At 37.8% G+C, this 21,676-nt stretch carries 12 protein-coding genes, 1 pseudogene and 1 other annotated feature; of the genes and pseudogenes, 10 read left to right on the plus strand and 3 right to left on the minus strand.

Annotated elements, in window-relative coordinates:
* Nucleotides 1–18: 18 nt before the first annotated feature.
* Genes ACQ4KW_RS07035 through ACQ4KW_RS07045 form a run of 3 tightly spaced genes read left to right on the plus strand, consistent with a single transcriptional unit; the run spans nucleotide 19 to nucleotide 8,505 of the window.
* Nucleotides 19–4,365 carry a hypothetical protein gene (locus ACQ4KW_RS07035; RefSeq protein ID WP_430885827.1) on the plus strand — a complete coding sequence of 1,449 codons (4,347 nt, stop codon included), beginning with the start codon at nucleotides 19–21 and terminating at the stop codon, nucleotides 4,363–4,365.
* Nucleotides 4,366–4,388: 23 nt separating this feature from the next.
* Nucleotides 4,389–8,048: an RHS repeat-associated core domain-containing protein gene (locus tag ACQ4KW_RS07040; protein WP_430885828.1), complete on the plus strand. Its 3,660-nt coding sequence runs from the start codon at nucleotides 4,389–4,391 to the stop codon at nucleotides 8,046–8,048.
* The gene (locus ACQ4KW_RS07045; RefSeq protein ID WP_430885829.1) at nucleotides 8,014–8,505 is read left to right on the plus strand and encodes a hypothetical protein; all 492 of its coding nucleotides are present in this window, start codon (nucleotides 8,014–8,016) and stop codon (nucleotides 8,503–8,505) included. Before ACQ4KW_RS07040 ends, ACQ4KW_RS07045 begins: the two co-directional genes overlap by 35 nt.
* Before the next feature lie 735 nt (nucleotides 8,506–9,240).
* Here ACQ4KW_RS07045 and ACQ4KW_RS07050 read toward each other — a convergent pair.
* Both ACQ4KW_RS07050 and ACQ4KW_RS07055 read right to left on the minus strand, forming a co-directional pair.
* Nucleotides 9,241–9,696, minus strand: a pseudogene (locus ACQ4KW_RS07050) (transposase); the annotation flags it as partial.
* Between the two features lie 395 nt (nucleotides 9,697–10,091).
* A complete protein-coding gene (locus ACQ4KW_RS07055) occupies nucleotides 10,092–10,382 on the minus strand; it encodes a transposase (protein WP_430885830.1) in 291 nt (96 codons plus the stop codon).
* 596 nt (nucleotides 10,383–10,978) lie between these two features.
* Between ACQ4KW_RS07055 and ACQ4KW_RS07060 the strand changes: the two genes are divergently transcribed.
* From ACQ4KW_RS07060 to ACQ4KW_RS07070, 3 genes are all read left to right on the plus strand, one after another.
* Nucleotides 10,979–11,305 carry a site-specific integrase gene (locus tag ACQ4KW_RS07060; protein WP_430885831.1) on the plus strand — a complete coding sequence of 109 codons (327 nt, stop codon included), beginning with the start codon at nucleotides 10,979–10,981 and terminating at the stop codon, nucleotides 11,303–11,305.
* 13 nt (nucleotides 11,306–11,318) lie between these two features.
* Nucleotides 11,319–11,849, plus strand: a complete 531-nt coding sequence (locus tag ACQ4KW_RS07065) for an RHS repeat-associated core domain-containing protein (RefSeq protein ID WP_430885832.1) — start codon at nucleotides 11,319–11,321, stop codon at nucleotides 11,847–11,849.
* Nucleotides 11,850–11,914: 65 nt separating this feature from the next.
* Nucleotides 11,915–13,099 (plus strand): radical SAM protein, encoded by a 1,185-nt coding sequence (locus tag ACQ4KW_RS07070; RefSeq protein ID WP_430885833.1) that lies wholly within the window; start codon nucleotides 11,915–11,917, stop codon nucleotides 13,097–13,099.
* Between the two features lie 201 nt (nucleotides 13,100–13,300).
* Here the strand turns inward: ACQ4KW_RS07070 and ACQ4KW_RS07075 are convergent, their stop codons facing one another.
* Complete coding sequence (locus ACQ4KW_RS07075) at nucleotides 13,301–13,474, minus strand: hypothetical protein (RefSeq protein WP_430885834.1); 174 nt, start codon at nucleotides 13,472–13,474, stop codon at nucleotides 13,301–13,303.
* 108 nt (nucleotides 13,475–13,582) lie between these two features.
* Nucleotides 13,583–13,798: a binding site (T-box leader), on the minus strand.
* Between the two features lie 248 nt (nucleotides 13,799–14,046).
* On the opposite strand from ACQ4KW_RS07075, the gene ACQ4KW_RS07080 reads away from it, so the two are divergent.
* From ACQ4KW_RS07080 to ACQ4KW_RS07095, 4 genes are all read left to right on the plus strand, one after another.
* A complete protein-coding gene (locus ACQ4KW_RS07080) occupies nucleotides 14,047–16,344 on the plus strand; it encodes an ATP-binding protein (RefSeq protein WP_430885835.1) in 2,298 nt (765 codons plus the stop codon).
* A 215-nt stretch (nucleotides 16,345–16,559) separates the two neighbouring features.
* Nucleotides 16,560–17,582 (plus strand): adenosylcobinamide amidohydrolase, encoded by a 1,023-nt coding sequence (locus ACQ4KW_RS07085; protein WP_430885836.1) that lies wholly within the window; start codon nucleotides 16,560–16,562, stop codon nucleotides 17,580–17,582.
* 521 nt (nucleotides 17,583–18,103) lie between these two features.
* Nucleotides 18,104–18,670 (plus strand): 4Fe-4S binding protein, encoded by a 567-nt coding sequence (locus ACQ4KW_RS07090; RefSeq protein ID WP_430885837.1) that lies wholly within the window; start codon nucleotides 18,104–18,106, stop codon nucleotides 18,668–18,670.
* A 71-nt stretch (nucleotides 18,671–18,741) separates the two neighbouring features.
* The gene (locus tag ACQ4KW_RS07095) at nucleotides 18,742–21,582 is read left to right on the plus strand and encodes a UPF0182 family protein (protein WP_430885838.1); all 2,841 of its coding nucleotides are present in this window, start codon (nucleotides 18,742–18,744) and stop codon (nucleotides 21,580–21,582) included.
* The last annotated feature ends 94 nt before the right edge of the window (nucleotides 21,583–21,676 follow it).

Below are 21,676 nucleotides of genomic sequence, written 5' to 3' on the forward strand. Positions count from 1 at the left end.
GTGGAAGGAGAGCTGATTATGAATCGTAAGAAACTTCTCATTGTTATCAGTATATTACTGATTCTTGCTGTTGATTTTGCATACACTGACACAATTGAAGACTTTTATAACAATTTAGTTGGACCTAGCACTAAGTATGATACCTTTCTATCAAAAAATTACTTAAGAAATAATACATCTGATATAGATGTAGATTCTAAGAATGGTTCATTAACTGTGGTCCAGACAGATTTTGCATTGACAGGACGAAATGGACTTGATGTGGAATTGACACGGATATATAAAAGCAAATTGTCTGATATTGATAATATGAAAGTGGAGAATCAAAGTGGAACACTGGTTGATGTGGTAGAAACGGGTATAAATGCAGTTTCATTTGTGGAAAACAGATATAATCTTGGCGCAGCTACAAGGTTCTCGTTCCCGACCCTAGAAATTCTTGGCGATGAAAAGTACTTACATACAGAGTCAGGTGCGATTTTTAGGTTGATTAACAGACACCTAGTAGACAATAAGTACACTTATGATATTGAAAGTCACTCTGCTAAAGATTTTTCAATATGGGAAGATACATCATTTAATCAAGGTCATTCAGATGATGAATCGAAGTTTATGAAACTTGACAAAGATGGAAAGAAAACTTATTTTTCGAATGATGGACGAGTTCTTGCAGTTCTTGATCGTTATGGGAATCAGATTACTTTTGAATATGATGATTTTGATTATACTTTGGATGGTCAGACGATAAACCGAAGATTAATGACTAAAATTATTGATACTGTAGGCCGTGAGTTTCGCTTTGAATATAATGAGGACTTTAATCATACCGTAGTAGTAAATAGCGATGGAACTTTTGATGACGATATAGGTAATATATTCAATGTGGTTGTATATTTGCCAGATAGTACACCATCAGATTTAAGTGACAATCCCAAGCTGGTTTACGAGAAAAAGGTTATGATGTACAGTGAAACATCAAATAAAGTGATCAGAACACAACTGTCTGATGTTTTTGATATGGATGGCTCACATAAATATAGCTTCATATATGACCAGTATGGTTACGGAAATAATGATGGTTTAGCAGCTGGATTTACCTATAAAGATGGGAGCACATATACAAAATCATTGCGTTCAGAAATACTAACTGGGATTGACTACCCTGAAAAAAATAAAAGGATTGATTTCTCTTATGGCTTGTATACCAAAAAATTAGGAGCCCAGGGGTCTCTTCAGTATAGAAAAATCGAAAGTGTTGAGCATAAGTCTCGAAGTTACAATGATCAAACAAGCCAAGTGGAATATAAAACTGAGAAGAAAATTGACTATTCTTATACCAATGAACCTGATGGATATGGAACCAGTGGCTATTTGCCAACAGATGAATATTTAAAAAACACATTCAGATACTATACAACTAAGACGGATCTACTCGGATACCAAGTTAAGTTTACCTACAATGGTTTGCACGAACAAAAAAACGTAGAGAAACTTGGACCAGATCATAAAATTGTTTCAGTGACCACATTTGACGAGTTTTCTTTTCCTCAAATGAAAGTGACAACAGTAAATGAGCGAATTGATGGAGTGGATACTGGAAAGTCATTTTCGAGATATGAAAACTTTGATTATGATGAGTACGGCAACTTGCTTGAGTACACAAGCCCTAGAGCTGATGGGGACAGTGAGGGCAATCCTGTGGGTTCAAAATTCTCAGGTGTTTACATTCGGTTAGATGGGGAGACCGATGACTGGGATGGCGTTGAGAAGATTGGCACCGGAAGTCTTACAAGCGAGTTCATTAAAGTGGCACAAGATGATACTTTAGTGAATATTCTCATCGAAGGTGCCGGCATTGGGGTGGATTCTCATATTCTAATAGATGCAGATAATGATCCTTTGACAGGATATAACACTCATAAGTGGGATGATTCAGGCGGGGATTTTCTCATAGATGGGAATAGACTGTACGAATTTGTAGGGTCGACTCAAAAAGATTATTCTTGGAATCAAATTGATACAATTACACCTTACCAATCTGATAATAGGATTGAGATTACAATACAACAGTCTAAACTAGGCAATACATCTGCTAAAGATTTGAAAATCGCATATTGGAATGATGCGACTGACATACCTGTGGCTGGTCCTAAAATGGCACTTGCAAGAGCAAATGAGCATATTTATAACGAGTATACAGTTGTATATGAGTATGCGCGCGATAAATTTCATCAACTAAAGTCTAAAACATGGAAGAATGATACAACGTCCTTTTCACGAACCGAATATCAGATCGATACAAATGGGAATGTAACAGAAGAAAAGCGAATCCATGAAGAAAATGGAACCACAAATAACATAATAACAACTTATAATTATGACAACTTTGGCAACCTTGTTCAAGAAACTACAGATTCAAACTTTACTACGAGTTACGAGTATGGTGTAGACTTTAATGGAGTTGACCAACATGGTGCATATTTAACAAAGGAATACTGGACTGTTGATGGTTTGGAACAGTCTGTTCAGCATGCCTATGATTTTTATGGTGGGATCAGAACCGGGTTTAAAGATGAGCTCGGATATGAAACCACTTATGTTTATGATGCTTTGTTCAGGCTTAAAACAAAGACATATCCAAACGGTAGCTTTGAAAGTTATACTTACTCTGATGGAACAACAGATAACACTACCATGACCTACATTGATAGAAGTGGTGTTAGAACAATATACACTTATAACATATTTGGAGACATGATTAAATATCAGGAAGATGTGATGGTAGATGGTGTTACTAATCTGGAAACTTTGCAAGAAGTCGAATACAATTCAAACGGCTATAAAATCAAGGAAATTGATTTTAACGGAAACAGCACACGGTTTGATTATGACAGCGACAATAGGCTGGTTTCAAAAGGTTTTTATTTGAACGATCAAACTTTAGTTTTTGAAGAGATCATGGCTTATAAGTTCAGCAGTGACCCAGATAGGCCACTTATTATTGAAGTGACAGACCAAGAAGGTTTTAAACGAAAAGACTATTATAATAAATTAAGTGAGCTTGTAAAATCGGAAGCAGAGTACGATGCGGGCCAATATACTGAAATTACTTATAATTATGATTACAGCGGTAACTTGAAATCCACTTTAAACGGTAATGGAAATTTGCTTGTGAAAAAGTATGATGATCTAAATCAACTTATTTCCCAAACAAATGCTCTTAATCAGACAACAGCGTTTGAATATGATGCAAGAGGTTTGCTCACAAAGACTGTTCACCCAAATGGACATGAAGTTATAAAAGAATATGATGCGCGCGGAAGACTCATAAAAGAAACAGAAGACAATGTCAGTGGAAGTCCAGTAACAACTAGGTTTATTTATGACGCAAAAGGTCAACTGTTAAAGACGATATTACCAAATGCATATGATCCATTAAAAGAAGGGACACCAGGTTTACTGTCACTTCCTGGTGAATCTGTTACATATGATGTAATGGGCAATGTGGTAGAAAAATATCTTGCAGATGGAAGACTCTATGAGAAGAATTATTACAACCAGGACGACAGCCTGCGTAAGACCGTTAGTGGTAGTCAAAATACTGGTGTAGAAACTGATCCGGGATTTTCGTACACATACAATAATCAAGGCGATGTTATCGAAATTACAGATCCTTATAATAATAAAACCACATTCACATATGACTTAATGGGCAATCAGCTCACTGAAACAGATAAGTTGGGACGAGTCACATTATCTGATTATGATGAATTTGGTCAACTTAAAAAGAAAACTTTTGAAGACGGAGCAACCATTCTTTTCGAATATGACCATAAGGGCAATCTTATAAAACAAACTGATGCCCTAGGCCATGAGACGCGCTATGAATATGATGGGATCAGTAGGCTTGTAGAAACTATATTTGAAGATGGCAGTACCGTTAAACAAACCTATGATGATAACGGCAATATATTAACTAAGGAACTCAAAAATGGTGCTCTTATTGAGTATGCTTATGATGTGCTTGATAGACTTGTTGAAAGCAAAAGGCCACTCTACATCAATGAACAAGGTGGTACAGAGTATAGCATCACAAGACAAACCTACAATAATATGGGGCAAGTGATTAATAAAACAATTACCGGAACTCAAAATCCGTCAAGCACACGAGTGATTACGAATGTTTACTATTCGAATGGACTCCTTGATTATACGATTTCTCCTTCAGGGGGGATGGTGCTTTATGACTACGATAATAATAGAAATGTCATAAAAAAATCCGTAGAAAGATCAAGCGGCCAGTATAACATAAGCAAGTATGAATATGATGACAACAATCGACTTGTACTTGAAAAAAACTTGTAGAAAAATGGCCAATATATGATTTTATGCAATATCTTGAGACACCAAGACTTGTTGATGATGAAGATCCTGACAAGGTTCTTGTTATAAAAGGATATGAGTATGATTTAATAGGGAATATTGTAAAGAAAATCTATCCCACAGCGTATATATATGATGCATCTGATACAGCAAATCGTGATAAGTATACCGAATTTTATGAGTATGATCTTTTAAATAGGTTGATAAAAAAATCTTGGTATGATGGAAACACAATTGTTTTTGAACAGACAACCTACGATAAAATGGATAATATTTTGACTGTAAGAAATCCATCTGGTCATACAACTGAGTATGTTTATGACGCAAGAAATAGAAAAGTTGAGTTTAAAGATGAGAATGCTAGCATTACAATATTTGAGTATGATCTCAATGGAAATATGACCAGAATGATCAACGCCAACAATCAGAGTGTATATAACTATTTTGATTCTATGGGTAGGCTTGTGGAGACAAAGAACGATGCCCTTGAAGTTACAGGTCGAAATGTCTATAACTCAAGTGGCCAGTTGATTAAGAAGATTGATGCCAAAGGCTATGCATCGGGCAGTGATGACGAATCTAGATATGGGATTGAATACACTTATGATTTGGCTGGGAGAGTGGTCTCACAACTTGATCCGGAGTCTAAAGTTAGCGGACTCACTGAAACAGTGTCAAATATCTATAACCAGTATAGTGAAGTGATTCAAATTACAGATGCCAACGGCTCATCAATGCAGTTTGAATATGATGATGCAGGTTTTTTGATCAAAACCATAGATGCCCTAAATAACGAAACCATCCATACTTATGATTTTGTAGGGAATACGAGAACGACAAGAGATGGTAATGGTCATGTAACAGAGTACTATTATCATGATCAAAATCTTTTGTACACACAGACAGATGCAGATGGCAAGCAGATGGTCTTTAGGTATGATATCAGTCTAAACAATGTGGCAGTTCGTACCAAGAATTCAAATACAATTCAAAGTGTATTTGACAATTTGGGAAGACTTGTAGAAAAATATAATAATGACGGTGAAAATATTTACTACGAGTATGATGTTCTTGGAAACAGAATAAAAATGATTGATGGTTCAGGTGTAACGGAGTATGACTATGACGCTAAGAGTCAACTGCTTAAAAAGACTATAGATAATGTGGTTGCATTAACGTACACTTATGATGATATTGGCAATAAACTCTCGATGACTGATGCGGATAATATTGTTACAAACTATGTATATGACAATGAAAACAGACTGGAAAGTGCGACAACTATCAAGGGAACAAGCGTGAATGTCTCAAGCTATACCTATGATGCCAACGGCAATCGACTGACGCACCTGGAGAGTTCGAGTGGGTTAGAAACAACTTATAGTTATGATAAAAATAATAGACTGCTTACTCAAGTAACGAATGATGCTGATAATAATACGATCTTTAACGGGACCTATGTCTATGATCATGCGGGCAATCAGCTTTCAAAAACAGAAAATGGACAGACAACCACTCTGGTATATGACGCTCTCAATAGGGTGAGTGATATAACATACCCTAGCGGTGACCTCGTGACCTACACATATGATGGAGCGGGCAACAGACTTAAAGAGACTCAAACACTAGCTTCAAGTGCCACTGAGTTTATTAATAGTGTAGCCTATACCTATGCCAAAATTGATATAGACTACACTTATACAGATGCCAACCAGCTCCTGAATGTAACGAGTAAACACTTAGATGGTCAGAATACAGAACTATTCAGAAAGATAAAGGACCATTACTATGACGATAATGGTAATGACATCCAAGAAGTGAGTAGTACAATAATCCAGGATATTGCTGGACCTGCATTTGAAATAAGCACTATGACATCTATGTCACAAACCATACATCCGGCCTTTGTACTAAATGAGCATGTCAGAAAAGTGTATGACGGATACAACAGAGCCGTAGAGTTTGAGACCGTAAAACCAACAGGTATTACCATTTCGAAAATGACATACAATGGCGATAATTTAAGAGTGACAAGAGACGTTGAGTCTGTACAGGAAGGAGAAACTGAAACGATCACTTACCTGTACGATGGTGCATATGTTGTAAGAGAAGAAGCCAGCGGACAAACAGACAGACCATCAAGCCTTAGGTATATAGTAGGAACAAGCTATGTGGGGCACATAGACAGCAATAATCAGACCCACTTGTATGTATACAATGGTCATGGAGATACAGTCAAAGTTTACGACAAGGCGGGGCGTGTCCTCAATAGTTATGACTACGATATATTTGGTAAGAGCACGCTATCAAATGAGTCAAGTTATGAGACTCACATACGGTACGCTGGAGAGTACTATGATAGTGATACAGGATTTTACTACTTGAGAGCTAGGTACTACAATCCGGTCACAGGAAGGTTTGTCAACGAAGACAGCGTATGGGGTAAAAAACATCAGCCCCTTAGCTTGAATCTATATACCTATGCCTATAACAATCCAGTTCGTTTTATCGATCCATCAGGTCATGTTGTAACAGACTGGGAACGAAGAAACCTATCAAAGTCTGACCAAATGAAAGTTGCACGGGCAGGTCAGGACTGGTCGAGGGCGAAAAGTAGTTATGATAATGCACCTAAACATCTTAAAGCAGGTTATAGAGAAATCATGCGGTTGTCGCATGAAAGAGCAAAAAAGACAAGAGAAGCAAATATAAAAGACAATGAAAGAGTTCAAAGCAATGGATATGTGGTTAATAAAAAAGTAAAGAAGGATGTAGCGACTGGAGGGAGAAATGAATATAGTGACGCAGGTGTTTTAAGAGGAAAATATGAAAAGCAAAAAAGCAAGACATATTCATCTAGTTCGGGTCGTGAAGATAAAAAATCTCCTAGTTCTAGTGATGAAAATGTAGATAATAGTAATACTTTAATAGAGAATACCATTCCTGTAGTGGATAATAAGAGTCAGATTGATACAACTATGGAGGCGCAAGAACTTGTTGAAGGTCCAACGATCAATAGTGATATATCAGGATTAACGGTTCATAAGGAGTTCTCGAATCTGAATAAAGTTGCTACAATTAAAGAGGATATGTTAGATCCAAGTATTAGTGAGACAAGTGATCAGGGCGCTTTTTATGAGGGAAATGTAGAAACTGAGGATGTTGAAGACAAAAAGAATGGTGTACTCGGTATAGGTTTATCTGGTTCTGCACATCTTATGGGTGGAGGTAGTTCCGGTAAGACAATGTATTTTGATAGGAATGGAAATATCGCAATAATGCAATCTACGTCATTGACAGCGACAACAGATGTAGAGCTTTCAGGAGGAATTACTGCAGAGGTAAGCTTTAATGCTAATGATGTAAGACAGATGAATGGTCGGTCTGTTGTCAGTGGTACAGGTGGTGATTTACCAGGTATCTCACCAGGGGGCAACTATGAATACTCAATGTCTGAAGGAACTGGAGAAGTAACATCTCATTCTTTAGAATTAAATATGAATATGAGTATTTCTCCTGCGGAGGTTCACGGTGGAATGTCAGAAAATGAAATGTTAACGAGGTTCAATTACAAGGATTTAGAAGGGGAGCATCACGGAAGTATATTTGGACTAAATTATTCAATAGAGTTTGACTTTAAGAATTGGGAGTTCAGTATTAAATAGAATCGGAGGTGTTGATAGGGAAATGGAGATTAAAAGAAATTTTTATAGTACATTTATTGATACAATGATTTATATTTTCATGACATTAATGATGACGACAGTTCTTGGATTTTTCATGAATATAAATAATGATGAAATATCAGTAATGTCAATTGTTCTACCATTTATTTTGAGTGTAATACTATCGGGAGTTATTATGACTAAATACTATGATAGGTTTCCGGTGGGGGTAACACTTAAGGGTGAACAAATTACCTTTCACAAGTTGATAAGAAAGGATAAGATTCATATAAGTGACATAATCAAAATCTCAGAAATAAATACAATGAGTAAAGTAACAGGCTCTATCTTGTATGTAATCAAATATGAAGGCAATAGTGTTTCGCTTAACAATAAACGATATAATAAGTTGGACGAATTTATTTCGGAAATCAAAGAAAAATCACCTACAAATTAAGTCATATGTTCGATAGGGCTACCCAGTGTCTAGCGAAACAACAACTATACAGATAGAGGTTACCCCTGTAAGACCTGCATGAAAAATTTTCAAATTTTCATGTGCGTACAAATAAGACTTGAAAAAGGTGTTATGTACCCACAAAAATGAATATTTAGATTTTGAATGAATCCTCAGTTACCACCGTGTAATTGAGGATTTTCTTTACCTATTATTACCTATTATCATTATGTCATTTTTCAGATTCTCACATGGGTGGGGCAAAATCATGATGCCAGAAGTAAGAGACAAAACACTATAGTAAGTAAGCCCACTAACAAAACCAAAGCTTTACCGTCTAGTATAATACCCACCCATAAAACCAACCGTATTTTACAAAAGAATCGTCAGATACTATCGTAATTGTAAAAAACTTCTTAGTCTCTTTCTCTCCCAGCCTATTGAAAATACTTTGTTTCAATAGGTTATTCTCATTTTTGAATCAAAAAACTTAAAAATAAATAGGTACAACCTCGCAACAAAACCATTCCTCACATCGGCATACATGGTGAGGGCAGTCAAGTTAATACAATTCCTCATAATATAGAGGGTATTTCATGCAGTCCTCTGACACCTGTGAACCTAGTGTGTTCTCCTTTATCACCTCCTAATGATACTGTCCAGACCACAGTCTGATGGGTTCACAGGTCGGTTCTTGTCAACGGAAATTGTAACACTTAGTGATAGGTCAATAACCTATGCAGCATAACGAGCATAAAATGGCGGTAGTCCATTATTATATGTATGAGGTCTACGGTAGTTATACCAATCGTAAATATAATCATCGACTGCCACATCAAGTTCTTTTTCTGTGTAAAAATGGAATACGTTTATGAGTTCTAGCTTGAAGGTTCCGTAAAAGCGTTCCATAACTGCATTGTCACCTGGACGGCCGGCACGACTCATACTCTGCTGGATTTTAAGGGATTCACAGTGTTTGCTAAAGGCTTTTGAACAAAACTGCGAGCCTTGGTCGCTATGAAGGATCAAGCCATCTGGAATGGAATTGTTTTTAACTGCAATGTTAAGTGTATCAATTGTTAATTGCGCATCAATGCGATAACTATTTAGACTAGCTACGACTTTTCGATCATAAAGATTAATGATACTACAGTTGTAACGGAACGCTCCATCAACAAGTTTCATGTATGTAAAATCAGTACACTATTTTGTATTTGGAAGATCAGCTCTAAAATCACGATTGATAAGATTTTCAAACACCTTATGCTGTTCACCACGAACATAAGGTTTCTTCTTTCTCCGTATGGTCGCTTTCAAACCGAGTTCGTCCAGGTATTAATAAACTGTAGCATCACAATCGATGTATCCAGCCATTCTTAAAAGGTTGCCAATCATGCGGTAGCCAACAGTGCCATTATGCTCATGAAAGCGAGCTTTGATTTCGGATTTTGGATGTTCTACGTGTTCGTGATGCTTATGTTTTCGATGCTTGAGATAATTGTAATAGGCATTAGGGGTGAGTTGAAACTTTCTCAGTAACCAATGTACTCCAAACTCCTTTTGGTGACATTGAATGAATTTGTACTTTACTCGTCGATTTCCCTCGCGAAGAATGCTGCCGTCTTTTTTAAGAAACGGTTCTCCTTTTCTAGTTCGGCAAGCTTTTTACGTAGCTCTTTGACTTCATTATAGGATTTATCTTTTTGCTGGAGTTCAGGACTAACTTTGCATTCTTCACGGTGTTTCTTCAACCAAAACCTTAATGTGCCACTGCCTAGTTTGTATTCTTTCGTAAGGCTTTTTATAGTTCTTCCATCTTCAAGATGAAGACGGATTATTTTGTCTTTCAATTGTGGGTCATATCTTTTTGCTGACATGTAACTTCACTCCTTTGTTTGATTTTAACATCAAACCTATCCCGTGGTGTTACAATTTCAGTTTAGCAGTTCCCTCGGACTAGTGCTTATAGCAGTCTTATCAGTAAGAGGTGCATACCGATTGCTTTTGAATGAAAAATTTGGTCAAGCAATAGGGAGTGTTATGGTAACTATTGCACTCTATATTGGAATGCGAGTATTCCAGAAGATATGGATTGATAGAGGTGCAGAAGATAGATACTTGTACTTTTTCTTAGGGAGAAGCAAAAACAAATAAAAACTCAATGCATAAAGCGCTTCATCTTATAGCATAAAAACACATTTTGAGCGGTGGAAAAACAGAAGTAAGTTTTTCCATCGCTTTTTTCAATTTTTGAAGTGTCAAAACTCACTGCAGAATAATAATTCTGCCATCAGTCACACTAAATCAGAATCGAATCGCAAGCAGAAACACCGTAAACAGGCTCGAAGTGGATTGTTGGAAGAATCCAGAACACCGAGTCACAAAACCGTATATAATATGAATTAGCTTACAAGGAGATCAAAGGACAATACCCCTTTGATCTCTTTTGTCGTTTTGGGAAAAGAGAAAAACAATGTCAACAATCAAAGCCTTTGAAGATTACCTCGGACAAGAAGGCAAGAGTGAGAAGACCATTGAAAGCTATGTTGGAGATGTACGAGGACTAGAACCCTTCATACAGGAAAGGGTGTTGAATTTCGATGGTACACTTAATCGCTTCATGATAAAAAGTTACAAAACGGTACTAATAGAAGAAGTTTACAAACCAACCACGATCAACAGGAAGGTCAATAGCATAGCCAGCTACAGCAGATTTTTGATAAAAATAGGCTATATAACTAACATGGATGTTGACTATAAGTGTTACAGAATAAAGATATACGGCCGTTGTACTGAATGAGCATGTCAGAAAAGTGTATGACGGATACAACAGAGCCGTAGAGTTTGAGACCGTAAAACCAACAGGTATTACGATTTCGAAAATGACATACAATGGCGATAATTTAAGAGTGACAAGAGAAGTAGGACGATTTGTCAACGAAGACAGCGTATGGGGTAAAAAACATCAGCCCCTAAGCTTGAATCTATATACCTATGCCTATAACAATCCAGTTCGTTTTATCGATCCATCAGGTCATGTTGTAACAGACTGGGAACGAAGAAACCTATCAAAGTCTGACCAAAGGAAAGTTGCACGGGCTGGTCAGGACTGGTCGAGGGCCAATGAGAAGTTAAACAGCAAGAATACACCGAAAAATCGTAAGGCTGGTTATAGGGAAATCATGCGACTTGCCCATGAAAGGGCAAAGAAGACAATAGAAGCAAATATAAAAGACAATGAAAGGGTTCAAAGCAATGGATATGTGGTTAATAAAAAAGTAAAGAAGGATGTAGCGACTGGAGGTAGAAATGAGTATGGTGACGCAGGTGTTTTAAGAGGATAAGGGAAATATATGCCAATCAAACATATGATATAGTAAACATATAAGTTTCAAGAGGGAGCTGGCCAATGTTGCGAATAAAAGAAACAGAACTCAAAAGCATAAAAAGAGCCACTGTGCTTCCAGACACCTATTTTGTTTCCAAGTTTGGATTTTCACCTTATAAGGGCTGTCAGCATGGTTGTGCCTACTGCGATGGCAGAGCGGAAAAATATTATGTTGAAGGGGTCTTTGATGAAGACATCGAGGCCCGGTTGAACGCACCGCAGACCTTAGACACGGCTCTAAGTAAAAGTCGTGAGTTCGGTATAGTTGGTGTTAGCTCTGGTGTAAGTGATGCCTACCAGCCTATAGAGGGCAAGTATAAAATAATGCCAGATGTTATTGATGTCTTGATTAAGCACAAGGCGCCAGCCTACATTATGACGAAATCAGCCCTGGCCCTTAGAGACATAGACAAGTGGAAAATCCTTAATGAGGTGGCGGGGGTGACTGTTTTCGTATCCCTGACCACACTTGATGACAAAATAGCAAAAATATTTGAACCAAGGGCTTCACTGGCCTCTCAAAGACTGAGAATGATAGAAGTCTTCAAGGCCGCAGGAATAGGTGTGGTGGTCTTATCCATGCCCTTCATGCCCCGAGTGACAGATAAAGCAGAAATGGTGGAAGAACTTTTTTCAGGCCTGAGTGATGTCGGTGTAGATGCTGTCATGCCAGGCGGAATGACCTTAAGACCTGGGTGTCAAAAGGATCACTTTTTTAATATTATTGAATCCTATGACCCTAGCCTTATACCTTTTTACAAGAATCTTTACCATGAAAACAAAATGTCAGGCGCACCCATAAATACTTATATGGTCAAACAGGCGAAAATGGTGGACGCAATACAAGGAAAATACAATCTTCTCAACCTTGTGCCTCATAGCCTTTATAGGGGGAGACTTCAAATTTATGATGAAATATGGGTCTTACTTGACCATATGGTCAAATTGTATAGCAGGCGTGGTGTGGACATAAGTCCACTGAAAAAATCAAAGTCAGCTTATAGAGACTGGCTTGAGAAAAGTAAGAAAAACTTTAATAAAAATAGGAAGATCACAGGTCACGAGCTGGATGCGTCTTTTCAATTTCTTATACAGACCGGGGAGTTTGATGCCATTATTCAAAATGAAAAGCTATCAAACTTTTTAAAAGAAGTTATACTCGAAAGAAAGTGTCTAAACTATAAAACCCTTCAATTAAAAGGGTGAAATATGCAGATGAGAACATATGAAAAATCAAAAAGAGAATTCCGAATCGTATGAGTAGACTGGAATTCTCTTTATCTTTTTACAATGAATCTTTGTATTTTCAAGTTCTTAATAATCAGCTCAACATCATCATCATTGATTTGAATGTCGACTTCCAATAACATCACTCCTTACTCTAAGTCATAAGAATCCATATCTTTACTATAACCAGTCAGAAAACTGTCCAAGCCCCATGAAGTTGACTGTATTATTGCCATCAACATTATGAGTTACTTTGGCCTTTTCGGGTGTTGGGTAGGATACATTAACAGAGAATCCATTTCCGCGATCGTTTTTCTGGTACATTGGCATGTTCTTTTCCTGCATTGTTTTCATTGTTATTCCTCGCTTTCATTCACTTAAACTGTTCTACAATTACCATTCTCATTGACCTGCTTTTGCAGGCTCTCTATAATATAAAATATAAAAAAACCGCCCCTTATAGTAAAGGACGGAGATTTCCGCGGTACCACCTTTGTTGCTTTAAAAAGCCACTCAGTACATAAATACATAGCCTTTAACGGGGCAAGCGTTCAGATTACTATAATGTTCACCTGAAAAGCTCCAGAGTGATTCGCTCAATAATGTGCCTGCTGGCTTCCACCATAACCAGCTCTCTATAAGGCCTAAAAATTTCGCCGTCTCTTTCATTGCTTCAACTGTTTGATTTTATTGAATCAAATTCTATCAGCGTTGAAGTGACCTGTCAACGAAATTTTCAGAAAAGGGTGAAAATTTGTTTGTCTTACACATTTTTAACCATTCAATAGAACGATATGAAGTGTGGTAAGGCCTTTGTTTATTTCAAAAAAGAAAGTGTAGAACTTTTGACTCTAGTGGGTAAAAAGTATGAGTCTGGATATAATATGTAATATCGATATAGATAGTAAAAGAATATAGGGGACTTTATGCAAAAAACAAAGAAATTGACGATGGTTGTGATTGTCTTTGCACTGTTAATTTCATATAGCGCCACATTTGCACAAAATGAGAGCTTGAACAAACCGCGCATACTTGTCATTCGCAGCATTGACAATATTCGTTTTGATATGAGAAGTGTTATGAATGGGTTTGATAGAGCCATGGACACAAAGGAAGTCCAAATAGATATTGTGGATGTGCATGTCAACTATCTAGAGGATGAAGCCTATGCCTTAGGTGTTGAGAACACCATACAATCTATGATTGATATTGATGGACAGTATGATATGCTGATTCTCATTCGAGAACCAGCTGTTCGCTATGCTCTGGGACTTGGAGATATATTTGAGAACACACCGGTTATATTTAGCATGGTGGATGACACTCAACTCGTCGATCAGATAAAGAATAAATACGAGGCCATTCAGGTTAGAGAACCCGTTCTACTCAGAGAGAATATTCTCCTTGCCAAGACCCTTAGAGACGATATTAAGCATGTTATTGTGGTACTGGACCGAAACTTAATGCAGTCCAGTATTTATAATGTGCTAGATGCAGAAAGAATGCTATTCTCTGCAGAAATGGACATTTCTTTTATAGCAACGGAAGATATTATAACCCAAGCTGTAGATTTGTCAGACAATCCACTCGACGAAACTATGATATTTTATTTGAGTGAGTACCATACAGAAAATGTGTTTACTGCAAGAAGCCCCGAAGAAGCTTTGATTCTAACACCTTGGATCAGCTTAATTGGAGAAGCTGTGGATGGTGGTCGAGTCCTTGATTCTCTAGACTATGGAGAATCCTTAGGGGAAAGTGCTCTATCTATTATTCGTGGGGAAGACATAGAGGCTATTGAAGCCAGAAATATCAATGCTAAGTATGTCTTTGATTATTTTAGTGTAAGAGATAAAAACCTTGATTTGAAGTGGATTGAAAATGAGTTGATCCTGCTCAACAATGGGAATGCAGAATCTGAGGGATTACTCGATCAATTGCTTGCGGGTCTTGTCTTAGTGATAGGGAGTTTATGTGTCTATTTTGCTTTCAAGTACAAAAAAAGCAAGAAGAATAAAGATGATGTTGAAGTCTTTAATAAGGAAATAGTGGAGAATGTTGAAACTGCCATAACTATAAAAAATGAAAGCAGGGAATACGTTCGTGTGAATAAGCAGTTTAAAGACTTGTTTTCAATTGAGGGCGAAGTGATTGGAAAAACGGATGAAAGCCTATTTGACTTAGCGTTTGCAGAGTCATTAAAAGGCATAGATGACCGCGCTATGTTTGGGTCAGATGATTACGAGAAAAAGCTGATATACAATCATGAGACGCTTGGCGCCCTTTACCTGGAGTATAAACTAACAAAAGTTCATGATGATGATGGAAATTTATTCTTAGTGACATATATCAATGACCTCACTGAGCAGCGTAAACATGAAAAAACCATGTCTGAGCTTAATAAACTTCTGGAACAACAGGTTCGGGACAAGACAGGGGAACTTATTCAAGCTGAAAAAATGGCAATCCTGGGGACGATGGTAGCAGGTGTTTCCCATGAAATCAGTACGCCAGTTGGTCTTGGTATAACAGCGTCCACATACTTATCAGAGCAATCTAAACAACTGCGAAAACAATTTGAGAGCGGTGCTTTAAAAAAATCGGATATGGTTGGTTTTTTAGACATGCTGGATGAGACAGGGGAGATCTTATACAATAACTTGACCAATGCTGCTGAAATGATCACAAGTTTTAAAAAGGTTGCAGTGGATCAAGCCAGTGAAGAGATTAGAGAGTTTAATTTAAAAGATTATACACGTGGAGTTGTTATGAACTTGAAGCCTAAATTCAAACATACCAATCACAAAATCCATGTTATTGGCAATGATGATATAAAAATGTATGCTTATCCGGGTGCGCTCAATCAAATTTTAACAAACCTAATCCTTAATTCCCTTATTCATGGGTTTGAGACCGTGGATAAGGGCGATATAAGAATCCATATTCAAGAGAAAAAAGACATTAAGGGTATTCGTATCGAGTATTCGGATAATGGGCAGGGCATTGCAAAAGAAAACCTCGCAAAAATATTTGATCCATTCTATACGACGAAACGTGGTAAAGGCGGGTCGGGGCTTGGTATGAACATCGTCAGAAACCTTGTGGAAAAAAAGTTGAATGGGTCTATTAAAATCTATTCAGATATTGGTCAAGGGGTACGGTTCATTTTGGATTTGCCGGAACGTGTCAATATCTATGACAGTCAGAATACGGATGAAATCTAGGTCTGTGTGAAGGTGATTTGCTTTCATACGGACCTTTTTGCATCACACTATGCTCTCGGTGGTGTTTTGAATTCGGGGATTGAATATTTTCAGTGAAACTGGAAAAAATAATGAGGGTTTAGTATGCTTATAATGAATGCTTAGTTTATACTCAACTTATAAGATCTAACATTTTGAGATCATTAATATGAATTTATAAAGGATAGTGACCATATATGGATATAAGTTTAAAAAACGGTGACACAATCACATTTCATCAAAGACACATGCTTTACAAGTTTGCACAGACAAGACAGACCATGTCCACCTCCGCTTTGAATGGTGGGGGTCGAAGGGATTTAAAAGCTGTCTTTAATTACGATGAAACACCGCCAGATGGGGGCTGGTGTCAGATGAAAGCAGAAACCTACGAGGCGCATTTAGCTTTGACAGCAAAAGAACTTGGACTTGATCCACAGCTGACCACTGGTCTATCTACAACTGTTCAAATAGAGAACAGTGTTCTTATAAAGGAGCAATATCATGGGTGTGAAATTCTTGTGATTTGTACAGCAGGAGCTGATGTAAACGCTGCTAGAGCTGGAGAGCCTTCAGGGTATGATGAAGTAACGGTCATACCGGATGTTCAGAAGGGAACCATAAATATCTTTCTTTCCTGTGATCTGGATTTACCCTTTGGGAGTCAAGCCCGAGGACTTATTACAGTAACGGAAGCTAAGACTGCGGCCCTTCAAGAACTTGCGGTTGGAAGTTGTTATTCTCAAGCGCTTGCTACGGGAACGGGCACTGATGGTGTGGTGTTCATATGCAATCCAAGTTCGGATGTAAAACTAACTAACGCAGGACCCCATTCAAAACTTGGAGAGATAATAGGTCGATTAACAAAAAAGGCTGTCAAAGAAGCCCTCTATAAACAAACTCAACTGGACACAAAGCGTCAATTTAATGTGTACGAGAGGATGAAGCGGTTTAATATTGATGATATGTTTCTTTTGCTGAGTAATGAGAAAATGAGAATGCCTCAGAATGTGGCACTTTCAAGTCTTGTTGCTCATTTACTTGATCAAATGGACTGGGGACTGCTTGAGCCACCCGTGGTCCTAGATATTGCTAGGGATATTCTTAAGCTTGATTTTGATATTGAAAGCAATAAAGTGGCAGATCCACATATTGTGAAAGATTATATTCTAAGAGGTTTTATTCAGCATGTTTTAGATAAGGAATCTGAACTGCGATAATATAGTGTTAAGGTATAAAGAATCGACTTGTTTTGATAAAGCAAAACCTCAAATAGAAATGCCGGCTTTTCAAGAGAAAAACCGGCTTTGCCATAAAGGCGTGAGCGAACACATTCCAAATCGGAAATGGAATGGAATCAAGTGATTCTAGTTATAAGACGTTTGATAAAGGCAAAAAGTTCCCCACTCTTGCAAAACAAGAGTGGGGAACTTTTCATTTTTGGGGGAATGCATATGATGTATCCGGTTCAGTATTGCAATCTAATTGATAATGAAAAATAAAAATAGAAATTAGAAATTTGACTTAACACCCCTGTGGGTAGGGGGTTAAACCAACATCAATCTCCCCGAATGAAGATATATCAAACAACACAGGGACAGAACTTGAATTTATTTGATGTTGTCGGAAAGCATAGGTGTGTGAAAAATAATTTACAGAAAATTATAACAATTGATAAAGGGGTTGAAAGACTTCAAAATGCTTGTTAATATACCGCTATAAGCTAATAGGAGGAGATAATATGAAAAATAAATCACATATGAAATGGGCATGGACAATAATGATAGGATTCTTAACGTTGGGTATAGTGGATTTTAGATTTGGTATTCTTGGATTTGCCTGTATGGGCGCACCGATGTACCACGCCCTACGTGGGAGGGGTAAAGTGCACTGTCAGAAATTCTGTCCAAGAGGGTCGCTTTTAGGACGCATGCTTGAAAAAGTGAGTATGCAAAACAAACTGCCAAAGTTTATGATGAAAAAAAGTTTTAAACATGGACTGCTTGTGGTTATGGTGACGGTTTTTAGTATTTCTATGTATCACGCAGGTTGGAACTTCAATAAAATAGCATTTAGCATGTTTAGATTTATGACCATGTCCCTAGCCATAGGCATTATTATGGGTGTTTTCTTCAAGCCGAGAAGCTGGTGCACCGTTTGCCCTATGGGTACTGGAACAGGCCTCATTCAAAAGCAGGTTGGAAAACAGGATTTACTGGGCGGGCTTCAAATGCCAGGCAAAAAAATACCGCAGCCAAGTCAAATTGTTCAACTTGAAAAGAAATTGAATGATAAAAAGGCAGCCTAATCCGTTTGCTTTCTAGACCTATTGGGTATTCTTAGGAATAACTAATAAAGAAAGACGGAAGGGGTGACCCTATGGACAATGCAAAAGTTAATAAAAGAACAATTGTAATGGTTTTATTATTTTTCGGTCTGATGGTTATACTAGGAGGACTGCGAACGACAGTTACTTTCATAACAGACTACCAGTGGTTTAGTAAGAATGGTTATATTCAAACTTTCTTGGTCGAGATCCTAACCAAGTTAAAAATTGTGATCCCACTTTGGATTATAGGCTTCATAGGCCTACAGATTTACCTGACAAGACTCAAAAAGAAATACTGTAAACATGGTCACATCACCTTATCTTCCCTTGAAGATAAGTTTGTAAAAAGGGTGACCTTTGCAGTTTCACTTGCACTGGGTCTCTATTTTGCAGGTATTGTGACATCATCCGTATGGTTAAAGGGACTGATGTTCTTAAATGGGCACACCTTCAACCTAACAGATCCAATATTTAACCAAGACTTAGCCTTTTATTTTTTCCAACTGCCATTTTATAAAGAAATCTTGTCGCTTGCGATTATGATTACTGTATGGATTGTGCTCTTAACCCTTGGTTTTTACTTCCTGGCTTTCAATTTGAAAAAGCCAGAAGATGGTAGTTTGTTTGACATGAACGAAATAGCCGGCAGGCCAAATTTTTCATCAATATTTAGAAAAGAGCTGGTGGTCACAGCTATAAGAAAGCTAGCGGTTCTAGGAGCCATGATTCTACTATTAATTAGTGCTACATATTTAATTAGTGGATTCAACCTGCTCTACTCGTCAAGAGGGGTTGCATATGGAGCCAGCTACACAGATATTAATGTAACCTTGATTGGTTATAGAATTAGCGCTGCAGTGGCCTTTATATCAGCCATTACATTTGTTGTTGGCCTCTTGTCGGGTCGCAAAAGAATCACAGTGCTTGGGCCGATCGTCCTTGTCCTTGTGGCTGTTGTTGCAGGCATATTTGCAGGTGTGGTTCAGCAGCTTGTGGTTGAACCCGATGAGATATCTAAAGAGCGAGAGTATTTGGAGTATAACATCAAATACACCCAGCAAGCCTTTGGGTTAGACGATGTGGAAATTCGGGATTTTCCTCTTGAGCAGAATTTAACGCGTGAAGACATTGTTAACAACGATGAAACCATTTCAAACATTCGCGTGAATGACGCTAGACCGCTTAAGCAGACATTTAATCAAATACAGGGTATTCGTTTGTACTATCAATTCAACGATATTGATGTGGACAGATACACTGTCGATGGAGAATATCGTCAGGTCTTTATTGCGCCACGTGAACTCAACTTTGAAAAGTTGGATGATGATGCCAAAACTTGGTTGAATCGTCACCTAAGATTTACACATGGATACGGGGTCGTTATGTCTCCAGTAAACGCAGTTACACCAGAGGGACAACCAAAACTCATGTTCAGGAACATCCCGCCGGTAACAGATACGGACCTTGTCATAAACAGACCTGAAATTTATTTTGGCGAGTTAACCAACGATTACATCATTGTTCGGACCAATGAAGAAGAGTTTGATTACCCTTCTGGTTCTGACAATGTGAATACCAAGTATAAGGGCGAGGCAGGTGTCGATTTAAGCGGCATGAACAAACTTCTTTATGCTTATAGGATGAGAAGTATGAAAATGCTATTCTCTTCCGCCCTCAATGACGAAAGTCGGATTGTATTCTATAGAAACATTCATGAGCGTATTCGTCGTATTGCACCATTTTTAACATATGACCAAAATCCATATTTGGTTCTAAACCAGGATGATGGAAAACTATACTGGATTATAGATGCCTACACGTCAAGTGAACATTATCCATATTCACAGCCATTTCTTTTCAATGATAAGCCTGTGAACTACCTAAGAAATTCAGTGAAAGTGGTTGTGGATGCCTATGAAGGCACAACGACGTTTTATGCATTTGATGACACAGATCCAGTTTTAAAGACGTACAATGGGATTTTTAAGGACTTGTTCACACCAGGCAGTGAAATGCCAGAAACCTTGCGTGGCCATGTTAGATACCCTCAAGACTATTTCAACCTTCAGTCTGAAGTTTACAGGTCATACCATGTTGAGAATCCAGTGGTATTCTATAATGGTGAGGATATTTGGGACATTGCCAACGAAAAATATATGGGTGCGCAACAACAAATTGAATCCAATTATGTGATGTTTGAACTCCCAGAGGGAGAAAAGGCTGAGTTTGCACTCATTTTGCCTTACACGCCAAAAGAAAAACCGAATATGACATCTCTCTTTGTGGCAAGAAATGATGGGGATGAATACGGCAAGCTCTTCCTCTATAAGTTCTCAAAGAATAAAACAGTACAAGGGCCAATGATGATAGAGTCGAGGATAGACCAGAATTCAGAAATTTCACCTCAGTTCACATTGTGGGGGCAAGAAGGCTCCCAAGTGTTACGAGGAAATGTTATTGTTGTTCCTGTGGAAGATGCTCTACTATACGTTGAACCTATTTATATTCAAGCGGACAATCCGAATAGTCTCCCTGAAATGAAACGGGTTATTGTATCCTATCAGGACAAGGTTGTCATGGAAGAAAACCTGGACTTGGCTTTGACCAAGATATTTGGTATTGAAAGACCACAAACAGGAGAGGGGGACTCTGGAGAAGGTGGGTTGTCTTCAGGTGATAACAGCAGTGAGGAAGTTCAAGAACTTCTAAATCAAATCAACACACTCTTTAACGAATCAGAAGACAATATGGATGAACTGAGGAATTTGATTCAAGATTTGAATGATTCTCTTCAACTACAAAATGATTCGCTCCAGAAGGAAAATGATTCTCTACAGGAAGATATTGATGAAGAACAAGAGAATGAGCCAAGCGGTGATTCTGGGGAGTAAGACCTGTTTGATGAATTAATGCCCTAAACAAAGTGTAAAAGCGCCTTAGGGGACGATGAATAGTCGTTCCTAAGGCGCTTTTGGTGTTTTATTA

The organism is Tianxiuia mixotrophica (genome assembly GCF_050596425.1).
Classification (GTDB): Bacteria; Bacillota; Clostridia; order Peptostreptococcales; family Acidaminobacteraceae.

What these genes read in the sequence shown, in the direction of transcription:
- ACQ4KW_RS07035 (WP_430885827.1), top strand. Translation starts at nt 19, where the DNA reads ATGAATCGTAAGAAACTTCTCATTGTTATCAGTATATTACTGATTCTT.
- ACQ4KW_RS07040 (WP_430885828.1), top strand. Translation starts at nt 4,389, where the DNA reads ATGCAATATCTTGAGACACCAAGACTTGTTGATGATGAAGATCCTGAC.
- ACQ4KW_RS07055 (WP_430885830.1), bottom strand. Translation starts at nt 10,382, where the DNA reads ATGTCAGCAAAAAGATATGACCCACAATTGAAAGACAAAATAATCCGT.
- ACQ4KW_RS07060 (WP_430885831.1), top strand. Translation starts at nt 10,979, where the DNA reads ATGTCAACAATCAAAGCCTTTGAAGATTACCTCGGACAAGAAGGCAAG.
- ACQ4KW_RS07070 (WP_430885833.1), top strand. Translation starts at nt 11,915, where the DNA reads ATGTTGCGAATAAAAGAAACAGAACTCAAAAGCATAAAAAGAGCCACT.
- ACQ4KW_RS07075 (WP_430885834.1), bottom strand. Translation starts at nt 13,474, where the DNA reads ATGAAAACAATGCAGGAAAAGAACATGCCAATGTACCAGAAAAACGAT.
- ACQ4KW_RS07080 (WP_430885835.1), top strand. Translation starts at nt 14,047, where the DNA reads ATGCAAAAAACAAAGAAATTGACGATGGTTGTGATTGTCTTTGCACTG.
- ACQ4KW_RS07085 (WP_430885836.1), top strand. Translation starts at nt 16,560, where the DNA reads ATGGATATAAGTTTAAAAAACGGTGACACAATCACATTTCATCAAAGA.
- ACQ4KW_RS07090 (WP_430885837.1), top strand. Translation starts at nt 18,104, where the DNA reads ATGAAAAATAAATCACATATGAAATGGGCATGGACAATAATGATAGGA.
- ACQ4KW_RS07095 (WP_430885838.1), top strand. Translation starts at nt 18,742, where the DNA reads ATGGACAATGCAAAAGTTAATAAAAGAACAATTGTAATGGTTTTATTA.